Source organism: Paenibacillus daejeonensis DSM 15491 (genome assembly GCF_000378385.1).
GTDB classification, from domain to species: Bacteria; Bacillota; Bacilli; order Paenibacillales; family Paenibacillaceae; genus Paenibacillus_D; species Paenibacillus_D daejeonensis.
Genome location: NZ_KB899673.1, coordinates 118826 through 138079, shown reverse-complemented (window position 1 = coordinate 138079; position 19254 = coordinate 118826). Strand labels below are relative to the sequence as shown.

The following is a 19254-nucleotide window of genomic DNA, read 5'->3' as shown; positions in this document are numbered from 1 at the left end:
TTTTGTTTAACCCTTACTTGCCGTGGCAGCTCGTTTGGTTCATACTGGGAAGAATAAGAGAGAGCTATGGAGCTGGTAGAGGATGGGGATCAGGTGTTGGAGTCGGTAAGGAAGATGAATACGGAACAAAAGAAAGCGATCGTCAAATACGGGATCGTTTTTTTGTTATTTCTCGGACTGTTGGCAGGTTTGCGATGGGCGTGGACCCAGACCTTTCAAACCCATGAAGGTCCAGCGGCAACGGGAGGCGTTGTGGACCTGAGGGAGATGCAGTACATAGAAGAAGCGCCAGTCTTTCTCGATGGCGAGTGGACGTTCTATCCAGGAATGCTGCTGGGCGCTGGGAGCGAGCAGGTGTCTGCCGATGATGGAGTGACCCTACAGGTTCCTGGGGACTGGAGTGCTGCTATTGTCGATAGTGGCAAGGGTAGCGCCTATGGGTATGGCACCTATCGTCTGCTCATTCGAACGGACCCGCTTCAGCAGCCTGTGACTCTATGGCTGCACGGGATCCAGGCTGCCTCGGAAGTAGAGATCAACGGCGAGCTGGCGGGAAGCAGCGGACACCCTGCCACAACGGCGGAGGCATATGTCCCGCGAAGAGGCTCCTATCTAGCCAGTTATTACGAGCCGGGAGTGACGGAGCTGGAGGTACTGATCCGGGTTGCTAACTTCGACAAGCCGGACAAGGCCGGACTTCTTCATTCGGTGCGCTTTGGTACACAGGCGTCTATCGAACATATGCGGGACTTGTCGATCCAATTTCAGGTGGCGATTTTCTGTATTCTGCTGCTCCATGGCCTATACGCATGCATTTTGTTCTTAATCCACCAGGAGCGAACCCTGCTCTATATGGCGATGCTCGTGCTGACGGTAGGTTTGCTGATTGTGAGCGGCTATGATCAAGTCCTGCTCTCCTGGGTGCCTATTTCCTACACCTGGATGACCAAGCTGCGACTGATCCTGTTCCTTTGGCAGAACACGCTCATCCTGCTCATCTTCCGCAGATTGTTGTATGGCTCCGGCAATAGTATGTGGAAGATCGGTCTGATCACGGCACTATTGGGTCTGAGCCTCTGGCTGACCGCAGCCCCTGCAAGCTTTGTTCATGACAGCACGTACACGCTACCGCTGCTGCTGGTCGGTTTTGTGCCAATTCTGTTGCTGCTACCCGTTCTCCTGCGTTTGATGGGAAGGCTGCGCAATAACCGGGATCTTGCCTATTTGCTGCTCACGGCAGCAGGTATTCTGGCCAATCTCGGCTGGCGGACGCTGGGTACCGGTCCCGAGTACAGTGGAATTTATTATCCGGTCGATGTCCTCGTTACAATTGTCGGTTTCTCGACTTACTGGTTCAGCAAATATTTCCGTCAGGCAAAGGAAAATGCCACCCTGAATGAACAGCTGCGGCAGGAGGATGCGATTAAGGACCAGTTTCTTGCTAATACATCACACGAACTCCGGACGCCGCTCCATGGCATCATGACGATGACGGACAGCGTTGTCCGCAAGCACGGAAGCGCGATGGATGCCCAGGGGCGGACGGACCTCGACCAGGTGATTCAGATCAGCCGGCGCATGTCGCATATGCTGGACAATCTGCTGGATATGGCCAGGCTCAAAGAGCAGCGGATCCGTCTGCGTCTTGAGCCGGTGCAGCTTCAGTCGCTCGTGCCGGGGGTGCTGGGCATGCTGCGTTTTCTGCTTGAAGGCAAGCCGATTCAGTTGAAAACGCGGCTCGATCCTGCGCTGCCGCCGGTGCTTGCTGACGAGCAGCGGTTGGTTCAGGTGCTGTACAACCTGGTTCACAATGCCATCAAATATACCCAAGAGGGGACCATTACGCTGACTGCTGAGACACGGCAGGGAAGGCTGTTCATTGCGATCGCAGACACAGGGATCGGCATGGACGATAAGACGTGCAGACAAGCCTTCCTGCCTTACGAGCAGGGTGAGGCGGGCACCCGGGATGGCCGCGGGCTTGGCTTGGGGCTGAGCATCTGCAAGCAGCTTGTAGAGCTGCACGGAGGCACGCTGAGCGTGCAGTCTGAACCGGGCGAGGGATCGGAGTTTGTCTTTGATCTGCCACTTGCTGAAGCAAGCGGGCAACCGGAAGCACGCGGTCTGATCGCCGTGTCGGCCGAGGAGTCCGAAGCGGAGAGGCTGCATGACGAGTCAGCGTTAGGTCGGTTGCCAAGGGAGGGCAACATGCCCGCTGAACCAGCGGGAGCATGGCGATCTGGAACCGAGCAGGTGAAGATTCTGGCCGTAGACGACGATCCAGTCAATCTGGAGCTCCTCACGCGAATTCTCGGCGACGAGCCGTACCTGGTGAAGACGGTGGCCACTGGGGAAGAGGCGCTGCTCCAGGTCGAAGCGGGCGGCTGGGATCTGATGATCGCGGATGTGATGATGCCTGGCATGTCAGGCTATGAGCTGACGCAGCAGGTGCGGGAGCGCCATACCGCGCTGGATCTGCCGATTCTGCTATTGACGGCCCGTAGCCAGCCCGCCGATATCTACACTGGATTCCGGGCGGGGGCCAATGACTATCTGACGAAGCCGGTTGATCCGATGGAGCTGCGGTACCGGGTACGGGCGTTTGCTGCCATCCGGCAGTCCATTCAGGAGAAGCTCCGGCTGGAGGCCGCTTATCTGCAAGCCCAGATTCAGCCGCATTTTCTGTTCAATACGCTGAATAGCATTGCTTCGCTGGTGGAGATCGATACCGAGCGGATGTCGCGGATGCTGGATGCGTTTGCTGCCTATTTGCGCATTAGTTTCGATTATCTCAATACTGGCGAGCTGGCATCCCTCTCTCGCGAATTGGAGCTGGTGCAGGCTTATCTCTATATTGAGAAGGAGCGGTTCCGGGAGCGATTGACGATTGTATGGGAAGTGTCTTCCGAGCTGGAGCTACTCCTGCCGCCGCTATCCATTCAGCCGCTCGTGGAAAATGCCGTCCGGCACGGTCTGCTGAGCAAGGCGAGCGGCGGCATGTTGACCATCCGCATCCTGCGGGAGCAGAGCGGCGTGCGCATCGAGGTGGAGGATGATGGCCAAGGCATGGATCCGGCGACAGCCCGGCGCTTGCTAACCCGCTCAGACAAGCGCCAGCAGGGCATCGGGGTCGCCAACACGCATAGCCGGCTCCTCCAGCTATACGGCAATGGTCTGACCATTCACAGCAAGCAGGATGAGGGCACCAAGGTGTCGTTTGTGATTCCTGGCGAGCGAGAGGATGCGCGGGAAGGAAGTTAATTTTTGGCTTACCCGATTTCTTTTCTGACCTATAGCCCGGTTTCGCTTGTATTATGATGGCTGTAGACAGGAGGAGATCGTTATGAATCTGGCATCGACGCTGAAGGGCTCTCTGATGGAGCCGCTGATCCCCAAGGGATGGGATCTGGAGAGGATGGACGCTTGCGCCAGCTTGCCACCGGAGAGTATCAATGAACGACAGTCCCATTGGCATGAACGGTTCGAGCCGCTGGCCTGTGAGAACCTCTACGACTTCAATACGTATCTGGGTCACGAAATCGCCGTTCAGATCAAAGAAGCGCGTGATCGCGGTGAACAGCTGGCCATGATCCTGCCGGTTGGACCGATGGGGATGTACCGCTGGACCGTTTATTTCCTCAAGCAATGGGGCGTAGATGCATCGCATGTGCACGGCTTCAATATGGATGAATGGTCGGATGCCGAGGGCAACACCTTGCCGCCTACGAACCGAGGATCCTTTCAGTACGGAATGGAACAAGTGCTCTACGGACCGCTTGGCGAATTAACCGTACCTGAGGCACAGCGTAACTTTGCAACCAAGGACAACCTGCCGCGTTATGCGGAGAAGATTGCTGATATCAAGGCCAAGGGCGGTAAGCTGATGGTCGTCTATGGAATCGGCCGCGTGTGTCATATCGCCTTTTGGGAGCCGCAGTTCGCCGGGGAATATGAGACGGAGGCGGAGTGGGCGAGCCAGACGCATCGCATAGGGGCCAACCTGCACCCGTTGACGATTGAGCAGAATGCATTGATTAGCTACAAGAGCGTAACGACTAAGATGACGTGCTACGCCAACACGATTGGGCCGGGCTTGTTCCTGCAAGCCGATTTTGCCTTGGGCGGAGCAGATGGCGTATTTGGACGCGGAATGAACTGGCTGGGTCTGGCGATCTGGAACACGCTGCGATACGGCAAGACGCCTTGGATTCCATCGACCTATATGCCGACGCTGCCTGGCCGCTTCTACTATCTGAAGGAGCTAGCCGGCCCTCTCGAGCCGGATCTCAATTAGGCGATGAAGATTCTTGCCATTGGCGCACATCCGGATGATCTGGAAATTCTATGCGCCGGTACGCTGGCCAAAATGGTCGCAGCCGGACACGAAGTCGTCATGTGTCATGCCAGCACCGGCGATAAAGGACATTATGAGATGCCACCAGAGCAGCTGGTTCCGATTCGCCGTCAAGAAGCCATCGCCGCGGGTGGGCTGATCGGTAGTCGAGTTGTCTCACTAGGGCTCAAGGATGGTGATATCCTGGCGGACCGTCCGGCAGATCGCTCGCTGTTCATTGAAGTGATGTGTGACGAGCAGCCGGATATGGTCATCACGCACGGTCCCAACGATTACATGCCGGATCACAACGCGGTGAACCGGCTCGTTTTTGACACGACCTTTCTAGCTACACTGCCAGGCAGCTCGAGTCGTGGGCGTCACGCGGCCAAGGTGCCGTCGCTATTCTACATGGATAATCTGTCTGGCTTGCGCTTCGAGCCGACCCTCTACGTCGACATCAGCGACACCATCGATAGGAAGCTGGAGATGCTGAATCAGCATCAGAGCCAGCTGGTCTGGCTCAAGGAGCATGACGGCGTCGATGTGCTGGAGCTGGCGGAGACGCTAAGCAAGCTCAGAGGTATGCAGGCGGGCTGCCGGTATGCGGAGGGCTTCATCCAGCATATGGCGTGGACCCGGCCCAACCATATTCGGTTTCCTGTGTAAGGGGAGGACGTTCGATTCCATAACGTGAAGAAAGGACGTGTCAGGATGACAGTCAAATTTGCAGTAGCAGGCACAGGCTGGGTGGCTGGTGAATATCTGAAAGCCATCCACGGCCATGCTGGGGCGCAAGTACACACCGTTGTAACCTCGGACAGGGGCAGAGGAGAAGCTAAGCTGACGGAGCTGGGTCTGGAAGGCGTGGCGGTGTCGACGGATTTTGAAGCGGTGGTTCAAAATCCGGAGATTGATGCGATCGTGTTATGCTCCATGCCGGGCGTGCGACCGCAGCAGGCCATTCTGGCTGCACAGCATGGCAAGGCCTTGATTCTGGAGAAGCCGATGGCGCTTGATCTGGCATCCATGGACCGTATGGGCGAGGCGCTTGCGAAATATCCGGTCAAGACGGCCGTTAGCTTCGTCCTCCGCTGGAATCCAACCTTCGATATGATCAAGGCGTTAATTGACGACAACGCACTCGGCAGAGTGTTTATGGCTCAGGTTGACTACTGGCATCATATCGGTCCTCATTATGACCAATATCGCTGGAACATTACCAGGGAAGTTGGCGTCAGCAGCATCCTCTCGGCGGGCTGTCATGCCGTCGATGCGGTACGTTATTTTGCCGGTGACATCACGGAAGTGACAGCGTACAGCTGCGGGACGTGGTCCGATTCGGAATATGAATATGATCCGAACGCGATTGCAATTTTCAAGCTGGCGAATGGTGGCATCGGCAAGGTCTCTTCCTCGCTGGAGTGCAAGACACCGTACAAATTCAACATCCATCTGCTGGGCGAGAAGGGATCTATCATGGACAACCAGTTGTTCAGCACCACCAAGCTTCCAGGCCAGACGGACTATGCCACCATCCCGACCATCCTCCCGAATAGCGGCGATGTCAGCCATCATCCCTTCGTGATGGAGATTCATGAGTTCGTCGATGCGCTTCAGCATGACAAGGCCATCCGCTGCGATTTTCAGGAGGCATATCGTAGTATGCGCGCCTGCTTCGCCATCGATGAGTCGATTGCGACGGGCAAGACGATTAAGCTTGGCTAGCAGTATTGAGGTTTTCGTATCCATGCTTGCTTGGCTTAACGGAACTCAGCGCCGCTATTTGCACAAAATGAGGGGACTTCCAATGGCTATTCGTCGAATAAGGCGTGTCAGTTCCGTTAAGGACGCAATTACGCCGAAATCGTCGGAATAAGGTCTCTCAGATCCTTTAGCTCGGGCTCCGTCATTCGGCAACCCTCTCATTCTAAGACGCAAGGACACCTACCTCGAACAATCGAGCGGGTGTTCTTTTTTATCCTTATTTTCTAAATAGATGAAACCAATGCAAAGATCGAAACGTTTAATGGAGTTTCGATTTCATCATGGACGGACAGAAATCAAGGCTACTGTCTTTGTCTACCTGTTCGACAAATACGGGGAGCATTACGAGGATGCGGAGCGGGAAGAATGGGGAGCACGACTGAACTTCCTGGGAGTTAAGGCGACATCAGGCAATCCGGATATATCCAGTATTTTTCATGCTTTCGTAGAAATGATCGCTATCCTTAATAAAAGCACCTCTTCGGATGATCCGAACAGGTGTCTTTTGGTTGTTTGTGGGTAACATGTGTCCGTCAACCCGATGATTGGCGGATGTAACGCACTTTTCTTCCTCTATTTGCACGGATCCCCACTCAGCACCAGCTGTAACGCACCTTTGTTCCTCTATTTGCCTTGCAACCCGCTGATTGGCGGCTGTAACGTACTTTTCTTCCTCTATTTGCACGGAACCCCACTCAGCACCAGCTGTAACGCACCTTTGTTCCTCTATTTGCCTTGCAACCCGCTGATCGGCCGCTGTAACGCACTTTTCTTCCTCTATTTGCATGGATCCCCACTCAGCACCAACTGTAACGCACCTTTGTTCCTCTATTTGCCTGGCAACCCGCTGATCGGCCGCTGTAACGCACTTTTCTTCCTCTATTTGCACGGATCCCCACTCAGCACCAACTGTAACACACCTTTGTTCCTCTATTGCTCGGCAACTCGCTGATCGGCAGCTGTAACGCATCAGGTCGGTCGTCAGAGCAAGGGGATGAGTCACTTAGAATCATCCGCAGGATGATTTGTTCCTTGCCTAGTGTAGTGCACTATTGCCCGCCCGATGCGGCCGCCGGCTCTACGGTCTGGAAGGAGTCGCGATACTCCCCAGGGGTTGTGCCCTTGAGCTTCTTGAACACGCGGGTGAAGCTGCGGTAGGAGTCGAAGCCGACCTGAGCGGTTATGTCGGCGATGGACATCTCCGTCGAGGCGAGCAAGCTCAGCGCGTTGTTGATGCGCAGCACATGGATGTACGCGAGGAAGCCTTGGCCATACAGGCGTTTGAACGATTGACTGATATAAGGCGCGCTCAGGTTGAAGCGCTGGGAGAGATCGTCCAGTGTGAGCTTATCCGTATAATGCAGGTGGATATACTGGATGATTCTCCAGAATTTCTTGTCCGATTCCTGAACCCGGGTATAAGCCTCCTGCTGCATTCTCTGCTGTGTCTGCAATCTGGCGAAACAGAGCAGGGCTTCGAGGAGCTTGGATCTGATAAAGCTGTATTTGCCGAAGTCATCGGACTGGTATTCGGCTGTCATATCTTCGAACATGCGGATCAGGCGAGTGGTCATTGCTTCGTCAAAATTCACATACGAAGGAAGATCCCCTCCGGTCTGCAACAGGCGTCCCATCAATTCAAAATCGTATTGTGAACCAAAGAGCATGCTGATGTCAAACATGCAGCAATACATTCGCAAGGGTTGATCCGAACTGCTGCGAATCTCATGAAAATGATGGGGCAGTAAAAATGAGGCCGTACCTGGTCGCAATTCATGCGTGACGCCGTTAATGACCTCCACACCACTGCCTTCAATGACAAAGGATAACTCCGCGAAATCGTGATGATGCAGGTGAATGATCTGATGGATACGGACATCGAGAATATAAAAAGGAAGCTGCCCTTTTTTGAGATTGGCGGTGCCGAGAGCATCATGATAGTCAGGGATATTATTCATGGCTGTCGCTCCTACATTAAAAAATGGCTTAACCCGTTCATTTTATGACCTATCACGTCTTGGTATTTATATTACCATAGTAATTGTCAGAATTCATATTCAATTACGTGGAAGCTTGGGAGGAGACAACGACATGGAGCAAACAGAAAAATTGGCGATCGACGGGGGTACACCGGTACGCAGTGGGGGTTGGACCGCGAGATGGCCGATATTTGACGATACGGAGCGCAAGCTCGTTATGGAGGTTCTGGAATCAGGTAACTGGGGAGGGATTTTTGAACCCGGTTCGATGTACGGCAAGCTGCCACAGATGGAGGTGAAGTTTGCTGAGTTGCAGGGAGCTAAGCATGCGATTGGCATGGTGAACGGTACGGTTGCAATTACGGTCGCGCTGCAAGCCGCAGGCATCAAAGCCGGCGATGAAGTCATTGTGCCGCCCTATACCTTCGTAGCGACAGCTTCGGCCGTCCTCGCATTCGGTGCCATTCCTGTCTTCGTGGACGTGGAAGAGGATACGCTGCTCATTGATCCAGAGAAGATTGAAGCGGCCATTACCGAACGGACACGGGCGATTGTCCCTGTTCATATCGCTGGCGGCCCGGCCAACATGACGCGCATCATGGAGATTGCGCGCAAGCATGATCTCAAGGTCATTGAGGATGCTGCACAAGCAATCGGTGCCAAGTGGGATGGGGAGTTCGTTGGGACCATTGGCGATCTGGGCACCTTCAGCTTACAGTCGAGCAAGAACCTCAACTCCGGCGAAGGCGGTATTATTACGACGAACAACTACGATTATTGGGAGCAAACCTGGTCCCTGATCAATGTCGGACGGATTCCGGGCGGCAAGTGGTATCAGCATGAGCGGATTGGTCAAAACTTCCGGCTCACCGAGTTCCAGGCGGCGCTCGTGCTCGGTCAGATGACACGGCTTGAGGAACAGCTGCAACGTCGGGAAGCCAATGTCAAGGTGCTGGATGAGCTACTAAGCGAAATCGATGGCATCACGATTCTGAAGCGCGATTCCCGTGTGACCCGTCACTCCAATCATCTATACATGTTCAAACTGGATTCCGAGCTGGGGGCGCGAATCGACAAAGACGACTTCATCGCGAAGGTCAATGCCGAGGGCATCTTCATCCTCACTGGCTACAATTCGCTGAACCTGAATCCGGCCATTCAGAATGCCTCCAAAGAATTGAGTGGGAGAGACCACGTCTATAGCTGCCCGGTCAGTGAGCGTGTCTGCGAGAATGAAGCGCTCTGGCTTACCCAGGTGACGCTCTTGGAGCCTGAAGAAGCGATGCACGATATTGCTAAAGCACTGAAAAAGGTCGTACAATCATATTCTTGAGTTCTTGCCTACGGGCCGAGATGAACCAGGAGGCGATGACATGAAAACGGTACTTGCGGGTTGCGGCCCTCTGGGGGCAGCTTATGCAGAGCAACTATCTGCATCTAAGGCCTTCACCCTGGCCGCCGTGTATGACGAACAGCCGGAGCTGGCCGAAGCGCTTGCCTTGCGCTTCGGGGTACCGGCCTACACTTCGATGCAAGAGATGCTCTCCGAGATCAACCCGCAGCTGTGCTGCTGGAGCCGACCTGCGGCGGATGCTGTGGACCTGTTAATGACGGTTGCCGCTTCGGGGGCGGATCTTGCGGTCGAGCAGCCGCTGGGCCGCTCAGTGGCAGAGGCCGATCGTCTGCTCGCAGCTTGCGGCGAGAGCGGCGTGAAGCTGCATGTGCGGCAAGCCAAGCGGTATTCACCCGAGCATGCGATGCTGCGTCAGCTGGTGCAGGGCGGCAGCGTAGGCACTCCAGGGGTCATTCATGCGAAGTGGTGTGGCCCGCTTCCGGAACGCAGTGCGGAACCAGGCTCGCTGGTTGACCTCCTCATTATGGATCGATTAGTGGAGGAGCTGGATTTTCTGCAAGGGATGCTCGGCGAGGTGAGGACCGTCTATGCCAGCGGGCGTGAGCAGGAGGGCGGTGCTCAGGTCATGATTACGCTTCGCTTCGCGAATGACGCAATCGCGAATGTGCTGGGGTACTGGAGTCCGGATGGTCTGATGGTCAGCGATTACGAAGTCGCCGCCAGCACAGGCATTCTGACTTCGGGCGGCAATGACCGCAGCCTGCTGCTCCGGCGTCAGGCAGCCGCGCCGGCAGTTGGCTATGCTCAGCCGGGGCATGCAGCGGAGGGGCTGCATTATCAGGAGCTGGACATATGGCTCAGCTTGGAGCCGGCGGTCGTAGCTGAGCGAATGGCCGGTGCACGCGCGGCTCTTGAGCTGGCTGTGGCTGCAGCCGATTCCGTTAAGCAAGGCATGCCGGTGCAGTTGGCACTCCAAGAGAAGGGAAGGCAGGTGACGGCTGGATCATGAAGAAGTTGAAGGTAGGGATGATGAGTTTTGCTCACGGTCACGCAGGTTTCTTCCTGCACTGGCTGTCCCAGCGTCCCGACGTCGAGGTGACGGGAATCTATGATGAACTGTCGGAGCGTGTTCAAGGAACGGTGGCACATTACGGGATGGCTTACTTTACGGATTATGAGACATTATTGGCCTCTGATATCGATGCGGTGGTCATCTGCTCGGAGAACGCCCGTCATGCCGAGATGACGATTGCAGCAGCGAAGGCCGGGAAGCATGTGCTGTGCGAGAAGCCTCTGGGCCTGTCTGATGGAGAGATGCAGGCAATGATTGCTGCTTGCAGTCAGCACGGTGTACAGCTGATGACTGCTTTTCCATGCCGCTTTGCGCCAGCGGTTCAGACGGCCAAGCACAGGCTGGAGCGTGGCGAGCTCGGAGAAATTCTGGCTGTGAAGGGCTATAATCGCGGACTGCGGGGCGAAGGCTGGTTCGTCGATCCGGCGCTGTCGGGTGGCGGAGCCGTCATCGATCACACGGTTCATGTGATGGATTTGATGCACTGGTTTCTGAATGCTCAAGTGAGCTCGGTGTATGCGGAAGTAGGCAAGCTATTCGTTCCGGAAGCTGAAGTTGATGATGCAGCGATGATCCACCTCACCTTTGACAATGGAGTCATTGGCGTGCTCGACCCCAGTTGGTCACGCTCCACCTCCTATCCAACCTGGGGGGATGTGCGGCTGGAGATCATCGGTACAACTGGTGTGCTGGAGGTGGATGCGCTGGCTGACAAGGTGCATCTCTACAGCAATGACGCTGCCAAGTCCCAATGGGTTAATTGGGGTGTCGATATCAACCAAGCGCTGATAGACGCCTGGGTCGATGCACTGCAGAGCGGGACGCTGGTGCCGGTTAACGGTGAAGATGGATATGCAGCCGCGAAGGTCGCCCTAGCGGCATATGCCTCGGCTGAACGCCAGGCACCGGTCGCTATTGGAGGTGGTGCCTAAGTGGAAGCACAGTTATGGCTAGGCACAGCCAAGGTGGACATTACGCCCCGCCAGCCGGTAGAACTGGCCGGGTTTGCCTCACGGATTGGACAAGGTCCCTATACGGAGGTGGTTCATCCAATCTATGCGCGAATCTTTGCCTTTCGTCAGAGTGCTGAGGACGGGAAGCTGTCCTCGAGTCTGCTCATCTCGGCAGATCTGATCTGGTGGGGCAGCGAGCGCGTAGGGGAACTGAGACAGGCCATCGCACTGCAATGGGGCATACCCGAGGAGGCCATTTTGCTGCACGGGACCCATTCGCACTCCGGTCCACAGACAAGTAGCCAGTTCTCAGAGTTGCTCGGCAAGATGGACCCTGATTACATGGCCGATCTGGAAGCCGCCGTCCTGGCGGGCATCGAAGAGGCCATGGGCGATCTGGAGACGGTGCTTACGGAAGTTGGGCAGGGTAGCAGCTATCTCGCGGTTCATCGTCGTCGGATGGTAGACGGTGTCTGTATGGGTCAGGCTAATCCGGATGGCGCACTGGACTCCGATCTGAATGTGGTTCGTTATCGGTCGATGTCGGGCAAGACCAAGGCTGTGCTGATCAATTATGCCTGTCATCCCGTAATCTCGCCTGCCAACACGCTCTCTTCGGAGTTCTGCGGAGTTGCCATGGAGCTTCTGGAGCGGGAGATTGGGGGCGGAGCCATCTGCGGTTATCTGCAAGGCTGCTGTGGCGACAATAATCCAGCGAAGGCGGGCGAGCTGTTCTTCGATGGAACGGATGCCGATGTAAGGGCCTTTGGAGAATCGCTCGCTGCCGACGTACTAGAGCTGCTCCGTGGTCCACTGCAGCCCTTACCAACCGTAGCCTTGACGGTTCGTATGCAGATTCTTCAGGCGCCACTCCAGGATCTGCCCAGTGAGGAGGAACTGCAGGCGCTCACAGCTGACACGTGGGTCTCAGGCGAGTGGAGCAAGATGCTTCTCGCTTCGCCGGAGCGTCTGACCCCTTTCTTGCCAATGGAGATTACGGTATTGCAGCTCGCAGAGGGATTGCAGGTGCTGGCGACCAACACCGAGCTGGTTGCGGAATATGGTCTATACATCAAATCTCGAACCACGGGCATGACGTTGATCCTCGGCTATACAAACGGGATGATCGGCTATATCCCTACTGCTGATCAGTTGGCTGAAGGCGGATATGAAGCGATCGATTCGACTCGCTATTTCTTTATGCCTGCCCCTTTTCACCCAGCCATTGAGGAGAAGGTCAAGCATAGCTGTTTGGAGTTGCTGGAACCTTAGCCGGCCCTCCTTTTTTTTCAGTGAAGATGTCAGGTTCGTGTTCGTGGGCAGCAATCATTTGTTAATATAGATGACATAAGTTTTTGGATGGTTGATGCAAGACGAGCTTGGAGGCTTTATCATTAAGGGGAGGTTGGACGAGTTGAGAAAGTCAAAACGCTTTGCCATCGGATTCGCATTGTTGTTGGTTGTGTCGATCATCGTGTCAGGTTGCACCGGGAATAACGGCCCCAATAATCCTGACTCTGTTGTGAATGAGGGAAATGAGCCTAACGCTGATGAGCCCAGAGTCAGCATGACGATGTTCATGGGAGATTCCGGTCTGCCACATCCGGATGGCGTAGATCCCAGCAACAACAAATTTATTAACATCGTCGAGGATTACGCCAATGTCGATCTGGAGATTGATATCCCGAGCTACGCGGATTTCCAGACCCGGTTTAATCTGATGACCGCATCCGGCGATATGACTGATATTGTCCATTCCTGGCTACCCGATGAAGCTTATCCGCTCGCGCGCCAAGGCGCCTTTATCGACCTCAAGTCGTACTATGACAATTCGCCACAAGTTCAAAAGTATATTACACCAGAAATGATGGAGTTCGCCAAAGATCCAGTCAGTGGCAATTACTGGCGGATTCCAATGGCGTGGGACAAGGGACCGCAGGGTTCCGGAGTTCACATGATGCGTGGAGAACTGATCGATCAATATAACAACGGGGTATGGCCGACCTCGGTCGAAGAGTGGATCGAGTTCTTCCGCGTCGTCAAACGCGAGGTTCCTGATGCGATCATCCTGTCCAACTCGGTAGCCGGTGATTATGTATTCGGCAACGGTGGCGGTGTCATCTACTACTGGTACGGAGCACTTCCTTACCAATGGCGGGTAGAAGACGGTGAGATTATCCCCAATGTCTTGACGCCCGAGTTTCGCGAGGCTACGCAAGTGATGCGCGACTTGTACGCCGAGGGGCTGCTGGACAAAGAGTTCGCGACCAATGACGATCAAACCTACAATGAGCGGGTCATCAATAATACGGTGCTGCTGCAAGTGATGAGTGCGGACAACATTGCGGCCGGAGCTTCCTATTACAAGACGGAGCCGACTCTGCCGCCACATGCCAAGGATGTCAAATGGTTGTTTGCACCGCCGCTGAGCAGTCCGCCATCCGTACTGAGAGATCCAAGGTATGCTGAAGCCAAGAGTGGCCTGCCGATCATTACGCATGGCTTGTATATTCCGGAGAGTACACAGGATAAAGACCGGGCGTGGCGTGTCATTGAGGGCTTCGCTTCGGATGAATTGTATGAAGCGTTGTTCTGGGGTTATGAGGGTGAGGGCGTAACCTACAACACAGTCGACGGTCAGCGCGTCCCGACCGACAAGATTGGTACAGGTTCCGAGGATTACTGGTCCCTGCATCTGGCGCTCCTCTTCGGATTCGTGGATGGACAGGAGTCCAAGCAAGCTGCCAATCTGACTGTACTTGGAGAGGATTATCACAAGGAAGTCTATGACAGTATCGAGGTCATCGACCAACAGGCCCGTGCCAACGGCATCGGCGATCTGCCAGGCTATGCGGCTGAGGGGGATGCACTGCTGCAAGCTCCGGAATCGCGTCTGGCGATCAACAGCTTCGCAGTCGAAGCCATTATGGGCCGGATCTCCATGGAGGAGTTCGATCAGCGCGTCCAGCAGTGGGAGCAGCAATTCCGTGAAGTCATCTACGGTCCGATGCAAGCGTATCTGGACGCCAACAAGGATGAGTTGTTGGCACAGGGCGTACAGCATATCGGCTGGTAATCTACAACGGTACCCGTTATCCCGTTCCGATGAGACTGGTCGCTCCAGTCTCTGAAGGCGTGGCGGGTACTTATCCATTTTGCTGGAGGGATAGGCCATGAACAAGCGGACAATACGGGTCAAGACCAACGTTACCCTTTATTTGCTGCTTGCGCCGACCATTCTATCGCTGTTTGTTTTCAACTATATCCCGATGTATGGCGTGATTATTTCCTTTCAGGACTATTCTATCTATCGAGGGATTACGGGCAGTGATTGGGTCGGTCTCAAGCATTTTTTGTATTTTTTTAATGACAGCAAGTTCTGGTCGGTGATGCGCAATACCTTAATTCTGAATTTTTATGACCTTGTTTTCGGCTTTACATCGCCGATTATTTTTGCATTATTGGCCAATGAAATTTTGAAGAACCGGATGAAGCGGATCGTTCAGACCATCTCCTATATGCCACACTTTCTTTCTTGGATTGTGGTGGCGGGACTTGCTCATCAGATGCTATCGCCGACAGATGGCCTTATTAATCTCCTGCTTCAATCCGTGTTCGGGATGGATCCGGTGTATTTTATGGCCGAACGAGGGATGTTCCGAACGATTGCGGTCCTCACGGAGATCTGGAAAAGCGTCGGCTGGTCGGCGATCTTGTACTTTGCCATCATCGCCGGTGTGGACAGCTCCCTCTATGAAGCCGCTTCAATTGACGGAGCCAACCGCTTTCGACAGGCCTTGCATATTACGTTGCCGGCGATGGTGCCGATGATTACATTGCTGCTCCTGCTTCAACTGGCCAACATGTTCGGCATCGGCTTCGAGCGGGTGTTCATGCTGCAAAATCCGTTGGTGTACGATGTCTCCGAAGTTATAAGCACCTATATTTACCGCATCGGACTGGAGCGCTCCCAATACAGTCTGACAACAGCGATTGGCCTGATGCAGAGTCTGCTGGCTTTTGTCCTTCTCATAACATCTAACCGGCTGTCCAAGAAGCTGACAGGGATGGGCTTGTATTGATGGCAGGCTTCTCCGCTACAACATAGAAAGGCAGGGAAGCAGATGGTTGAATATCGCTCAACATCCAGAATGATATTTAATGTATTCAATTACAGTTTTTTCACATTGTTCTGTTTGACGATTCTTATTCCTTTCTTTAATGCCATCGCGATTTCATTGAGCAGCTATGGCGAGGTGGCACAAGGCAATATCTTTATTTGGCCCAAAGGCTTTAACCTGGATGCTTACGCCAAGTTGGCGGCCAACAGCGGATTTATCCGCGCAACGCTAAATACGGTGTTTCTCACCGTGGTGAACACGATACTGGTCATTATGTGCTCGTTGTTCGCAGGCTTTGCGCTATCCAACAAGCATTTGGTGGGCAAGAAAATTATCTTTACTTACATTCTCATAACCATGTTTTTTAGTGGCGGCCTGATTCCCACCTATCTCGTCGTTAACACGCTGGGACTTACGAATACATACTGGGCACTTATTCTGCCTGGTGTAGCCAATGTATTCTATATTATCGTCTTCAAAAATGTCATCGACCAGCTGCCACAGGAGCTGCTGGAATCGGCTGAGATGGACGGGGCGGGGGAGGCCACGACGCTTCTGCGTATCGTCTTGCCGCTCGTGCTGCCGATGACCGCTGCCTTCACGGTGTTCAGCGCCGTTGCTTACTGGAATGAATGGTTCAACGTGCTCATCTATATTCGTGATAAAGGGCTGTGGACCTTACAATATTACTTGCGGAGTATCCTGCTTGATACCAGCACCGTAAGCTCGATTACGCAGGGCGCACTGGTGCAGGGACAAGATCGCATCCATCCGCAGAATATCAAGATGGCGGCGCTCATGCTCACGGTGCTTCCGATTATCGCTATCTATCCGTTCGTGCAAAAATACTTTATCCACGGTCAGTTGGTCGGTGCGGTAAAGGGTTGAGAGTGAAAGTCCAAAACCATGCCTGCCGCGCTGTGAGCGGAGACATGGTTTTTTGGTTGTAATTTAGAAATTTCTGGCGGTTTGCGACCACGCTATATGATATACTACAAAGAATGTAAAAAACGTGGGATATGAAGTGAGGGAGGGAGCCATCTATGAACTGTCGTGCGATCATATTGGATCTAGACGGTACGCTGCTCGATTCCCGCAAGCAGGTGAGCGAGCGGAATGAAGCAGCGATCTTGGCTTGTCATCGGAAGGGCATGCGTATCCTGTTCGCCACAGCGAGACCGCCGCGCACGGTCGAACAAGTTCTACCGGTGAAGCTGCGGGAAATCGGCGCTTTTGTCTACTACAACGGGGCGCAGATTCACTGCCGTGCCTCGGAGTTTAGGTATCACGAGGCCATCGATAAGGAGCTGACGGCGGCTCTGATTGACCATTGTCTGGCTGCCGACCCCGCTGCCGATCTTGGGATTGAGGTAATGGATACCTGGTATGCGCTTCGCGAGGTGGAGCAGCATTTAAGGATGAATGTGACGGGTGCTCCGATTGTTCAGCGACTTGAGGAGCTGCGCGCGCATGATGCCACCAAGGTGTTGATCTCCGGGTATGCGGCAGTGGAGGAGCTGATTGAAGCATTTGGTGAGCGGTTGAGCATCGTTGTCACCGATCAGGGAGAGCTTGTCCAGATTGCCTCTGCGAACGTATCCAAGGAAGCGGGCGTCCGTATGCTTTGCGACGTTTACGGCATCACTCTGGAGGACGTGATCGCCTTCGGGGACGATTATAACGACCTGGGGCTGTTCCGGTCCTGCGGTTGGCCGGTAGCAATGGGCAATGCGGTAGCGGAATTAAAGCAGGCAGCACGCGAGGTGACCTCCAGCAATGATGATGATGGGGTGGCTCTCGTGCTGGAGCGATGGTTGAAAGGAGAGTCATGATGAGTGAAGACAAGGAGTTAGCGCTAGTGCTTCAGCAGTGCGGAGAATTGCAAGCGGTTGCCTACTGGACACGAATTACTAAAGGATATTCAGGTGACCGGTTGTATCGCAGCGGCGCAGGTGTCACACCAAGCCTGCTGAGGATTTTTGACGTAGGGCAATATGAGGCGAAGCGGGCAGAGTTTGAGATGCTGGGGCGCCTGCGGGTGCTAGGTATCCGGTGCTCGGCGCCACTGAAGCTTGAACAGCTGGAGGAGCAAGGAATTGGTTACATGTGGCTGTCCTATTTGGAGGGGGAAGACGCATCGGAAGCTCTCCCGCAGTTATCCATTGACGCGCAGTATACTGCAGGCCTGGAGGCGGGGCGCGAGCTGCGCCGCATGCATGAGCTGGAGGCACCTGCTGGGTGGTCAGATTGGCAGGAGGTGAAGACGGCCAAGCACCACAGGTATGTCAGGCAATACCGGGAGTGTGGCGTTCGTCTGCCCGGCGATGAAGACGTCTTGGCTTTTGCGGAACGTCATCTGGGAGCGATGCAGGGCAGACCCAACTTGTTTCAGCATGACGATTACCATCCCAGCAACCTGATTTTGCAAGAGGGGCACTTCGCCGGCGTTATCGATATCGGCCGGTTCGACTGGGGCGATCCCGTCCACGAATTCCTTAAGGTCGGAATGTTCACCGTGGAGATCAGCATTCCGTTCGCGGTCGGCCAGATTCGGGGGTATCACGATGGCCGGGACCCGGATGAGGCATTTTGGGAGCTGTATGCGCTGTACATGGCAATGGCGATCATCTCCTCCGTCGTCTGGGTCGTCAGCTTTCATCCACAGGAGCTGGACGAGATGATGGAGCGCTTGAACCGGGTTATGGACGATCACCGGAATTTCGAGTTGAACCAGCCTAGCTGGTATTCTGATGTGCCTTAAGCAGGCATCGCAAGTGCAGGACTTTCCGGCTAGACGGAGGGCTCCTGCACTATTTTTTGATTCAAATCTTGACTTCTTGATTAAGTATGTCATAATGACATTATTAATTGAAAACGAATGGAGGCTGCTACCGCGTCTATGACTGAGAATGAATCCAACTATTCCATTGCCAATTATCGGACACCTGACGGCGCCCCCTCGGATATCGTTATCTTCACGATTCTCTCTACCGAACGGGAGGGCGCCAAGAAATCCTTGCCGCTGCGGGAGCTCTACGTGCTGCTGATCCGCCGCAACATCTGGCCTTATGAAGGCTACTGGGCGCTACCGGGCGGATTTACCCGCGAGGACGAGACGGTGCAGGCCTGCGCCAGACGCGAACTGGAGGAGGAGACGGGCGTGACCGATGTTCATCTCTCGTATCTGAATGTCTACAGTGAGCCGGGTCGGGACCCGCGGGGCTGGATGATTTCGCACGCATTCCTCGCGCTGGTGCAGGAGCAAGTGCTACGGGAGCGACGAGCGGCGGCGGACGCTTCCCACGTCCAGCTGTTCAAGGTGGAGGAAGCATTGGAGACGGAGCTGGCCTTCGACCACGCCCAGATCTTGCGGGATGCGCTGCAGGCTGTACGTACCCAGATGGTGACAACAACGATTGCCCGCGAATTTCTGCCAGAGGAGTTCACCATCAGCGAGCTCTATCAGGTGATACAGACTGTGGTGCCGGAGTTCGCCGAACGTAACTTTATCCGCAAGGTTACCTCCACCCGCAGCCGCGAAGGGCTGATCGAGGAGGTCCGGGACAGCCGGGGCGAGCTGAAGCAGACCAACAAGCATTCCCAGCGGGCTGCTCAGCTGTACCGATTCACCGGGATGGAGCCAGGGCTATCCATATATAGTTAACTGAACAACAT

The 19254-nt window shown here is 54.6% G+C and carries 17 protein-coding genes; 16 read left to right on the top strand and 1 reads right to left on the bottom strand.

Annotation, left to right across the window (positions count from 1 at the left end; translation table 11 throughout):
- The first annotated feature begins 114 nt into the window (after positions 1 to 114).
- The 6 genes from F556_RS0127955 to F556_RS38145 all read left to right on the top strand — a co-directional run bounded on the left by F556_RS0127955 (position 115) and on the right by F556_RS38145 (position 7052).
- The gene (locus F556_RS0127955) at positions 115 to 3261 is read left to right on the top strand and encodes an ATP-binding response regulator (RefSeq protein ID WP_040718702.1); all 3147 of its coding nucleotides are present in this window, start codon (positions 115 to 117) and stop codon (positions 3259 to 3261) included.
- Between the two features lie 82 nt (positions 3262 to 3343).
- The gene (locus F556_RS0127950; RefSeq protein WP_020620316.1) at positions 3344 to 4294 is read left to right on the top strand and encodes a 6-phosphogluconolactonase; all 951 of its coding nucleotides are present in this window, start codon (positions 3344 to 3346) and stop codon (positions 4292 to 4294) included.
- Between the two features lie 3 nt (positions 4295 to 4297).
- On the top strand, positions 4298 to 5002 hold the full coding sequence (locus tag F556_RS35455; RefSeq protein ID WP_020620315.1) for a PIG-L deacetylase family protein: 705 nt from the start codon (positions 4298 to 4300) through the stop codon (positions 5000 to 5002).
- Between the two features lie 45 nt (positions 5003 to 5047).
- Positions 5048 to 6061, top strand: a complete 1014-nt coding sequence (locus F556_RS0127940) for a Gfo/Idh/MocA family protein (RefSeq protein WP_020620314.1) — start codon at positions 5048 to 5050, stop codon at positions 6059 to 6061.
- 301 nt (positions 6062 to 6362) lie between these two features.
- On the top strand, positions 6363 to 6623 hold the full coding sequence (locus tag F556_RS38150) for a hypothetical protein (protein ID WP_211222649.1): 261 nt from the start codon (positions 6363 to 6365) through the stop codon (positions 6621 to 6623).
- A 3-nt stretch (positions 6624 to 6626) separates the two neighbouring features.
- Entirely contained in the window at positions 6627 to 7052 is a 426-nt protein-coding gene (locus tag F556_RS38145; protein ID WP_157272988.1) for a hypothetical protein, read from the top strand.
- 97 nt (positions 7053 to 7149) lie between these two features.
- Here F556_RS38145 and F556_RS0127930 read toward each other — a convergent pair whose 3' ends face one another.
- On the bottom strand, positions 7150 to 8058 hold the full coding sequence (locus F556_RS0127930; RefSeq protein WP_020620312.1) for a helix-turn-helix transcriptional regulator: 909 nt from the start codon (positions 8056 to 8058) through the stop codon (positions 7150 to 7152).
- Between the two features lie 133 nt (positions 8059 to 8191).
- On the opposite strand from F556_RS0127930, the gene F556_RS0127925 reads away from it, so the two are divergent.
- The 10 genes from F556_RS0127925 (at position 8192) to F556_RS0127880 (ending at position 19243) form a co-directional block, all read left to right on the top strand.
- The gene (locus tag F556_RS0127925; protein WP_020620311.1) at positions 8192 to 9412 is read left to right on the top strand and encodes a DegT/DnrJ/EryC1/StrS family aminotransferase; all 1221 of its coding nucleotides are present in this window, start codon (positions 8192 to 8194) and stop codon (positions 9410 to 9412) included.
- A gap of 40 nt (positions 9413 to 9452) precedes the next feature.
- Positions 9453 to 10442: a Gfo/Idh/MocA family protein gene (locus F556_RS0127920; RefSeq protein ID WP_020620310.1), complete on the top strand. Its 990-nt coding sequence runs from the start codon at positions 9453 to 9455 to the stop codon at positions 10440 to 10442.
- Complete coding sequence (locus tag F556_RS0127915; RefSeq protein WP_020620309.1) at positions 10439 to 11437, top strand: Gfo/Idh/MocA family protein; 999 nt, start codon at positions 10439 to 10441, stop codon at positions 11435 to 11437. Before F556_RS0127920 ends, F556_RS0127915 begins: the two co-directional genes overlap by 4 nt.
- On the top strand, positions 11438 to 12730 hold the full coding sequence (locus tag F556_RS0127910) for a hypothetical protein (RefSeq protein ID WP_020620308.1): 1293 nt from the start codon (positions 11438 to 11440) through the stop codon (positions 12728 to 12730).
- 142 nt (positions 12731 to 12872) lie between these two features.
- The gene (locus F556_RS0127905) at positions 12873 to 14534 is read left to right on the top strand and encodes an extracellular solute-binding protein (protein WP_026297539.1); all 1662 of its coding nucleotides are present in this window, start codon (positions 12873 to 12875) and stop codon (positions 14532 to 14534) included.
- Between the two features lie 97 nt (positions 14535 to 14631).
- The gene (locus F556_RS0127900; RefSeq protein WP_020620306.1) at positions 14632 to 15540 is read left to right on the top strand and encodes an ABC transporter permease; all 909 of its coding nucleotides are present in this window, start codon (positions 14632 to 14634) and stop codon (positions 15538 to 15540) included.
- A gap of 69 nt (positions 15541 to 15609) precedes the next feature.
- Positions 15610 to 16467 (top strand): carbohydrate ABC transporter permease, encoded by an 858-nt coding sequence (locus F556_RS0127895; RefSeq protein ID WP_020620305.1) that lies wholly within the window; start codon positions 15610 to 15612, stop codon positions 16465 to 16467.
- 155 nt (positions 16468 to 16622) lie between these two features.
- On the top strand, positions 16623 to 17411 hold the full coding sequence (locus tag F556_RS0127890; RefSeq protein WP_020620304.1) for a Cof-type HAD-IIB family hydrolase: 789 nt from the start codon (positions 16623 to 16625) through the stop codon (positions 17409 to 17411).
- Entirely contained in the window at positions 17411 to 18340 is a 930-nt protein-coding gene (locus tag F556_RS0127885; protein ID WP_020620303.1) for an aminoglycoside phosphotransferase family protein, read from the top strand. Before F556_RS0127890 ends, F556_RS0127885 begins: the two co-directional genes overlap by 1 nt.
- A gap of 138 nt (positions 18341 to 18478) precedes the next feature.
- Positions 18479 to 19243 carry an NUDIX domain-containing protein gene (locus F556_RS0127880; protein ID WP_020620302.1) on the top strand — a complete coding sequence of 255 codons (765 nt, stop codon included), beginning with the start codon at positions 18479 to 18481 and terminating at the stop codon, positions 19241 to 19243.
- Positions 19244 to 19254 lie beyond the last annotated feature (11 nt).

What these genes read in the sequence shown, in the direction of transcription:
- F556_RS0127920 (WP_020620310.1), top strand. Translation starts at nt 9,453, where the DNA reads ATGAAAACGGTACTTGCGGGTTGCGGCCCTCTGGGGGCAGCTTATGCA.
- F556_RS0127915 (WP_020620309.1), top strand. Translation starts at nt 10,439, where the DNA reads ATGAAGAAGTTGAAGGTAGGGATGATGAGTTTTGCTCACGGTCACGCA.
- F556_RS0127950 (WP_020620316.1), top strand. Translation starts at nt 3,344, where the DNA reads ATGAATCTGGCATCGACGCTGAAGGGCTCTCTGATGGAGCCGCTGATC.
- F556_RS0127890 (WP_020620304.1), top strand. Translation starts at nt 16,623, where the DNA reads ATGAACTGTCGTGCGATCATATTGGATCTAGACGGTACGCTGCTCGAT.
- F556_RS35455 (WP_020620315.1), top strand. Translation starts at nt 4,298, where the DNA reads ATGAAGATTCTTGCCATTGGCGCACATCCGGATGATCTGGAAATTCTA.
- F556_RS0127895 (WP_020620305.1), top strand. Translation starts at nt 15,610, where the DNA reads ATGATATTTAATGTATTCAATTACAGTTTTTTCACATTGTTCTGTTTG.
- F556_RS0127925 (WP_020620311.1), top strand. Translation starts at nt 8,192, where the DNA reads ATGGAGCAAACAGAAAAATTGGCGATCGACGGGGGTACACCGGTACGC.
- F556_RS0127885 (WP_020620303.1), top strand. Translation starts at nt 17,411, where the DNA reads ATGAGTGAAGACAAGGAGTTAGCGCTAGTGCTTCAGCAGTGCGGAGAA.
- F556_RS38150 (WP_211222649.1), top strand. Translation starts at nt 6,363, where the DNA reads ATGGAGTTTCGATTTCATCATGGACGGACAGAAATCAAGGCTACTGTC.
- F556_RS0127930 (WP_020620312.1), bottom strand. Translation starts at nt 8,058, where the DNA reads ATGAATAATATCCCTGACTATCATGATGCTCTCGGCACCGCCAATCTC.
- F556_RS0127955 (WP_040718702.1), top strand. Translation starts at nt 115, where the DNA reads ATGAATACGGAACAAAAGAAAGCGATCGTCAAATACGGGATCGTTTTT.
- F556_RS0127900 (WP_020620306.1), top strand. Translation starts at nt 14,632, where the DNA reads ATGAACAAGCGGACAATACGGGTCAAGACCAACGTTACCCTTTATTTG.
- F556_RS0127940 (WP_020620314.1), top strand. Translation starts at nt 5,048, where the DNA reads ATGACAGTCAAATTTGCAGTAGCAGGCACAGGCTGGGTGGCTGGTGAA.
- F556_RS0127880 (WP_020620302.1), top strand. Translation starts at nt 18,479, where the DNA reads ATGACTGAGAATGAATCCAACTATTCCATTGCCAATTATCGGACACCT.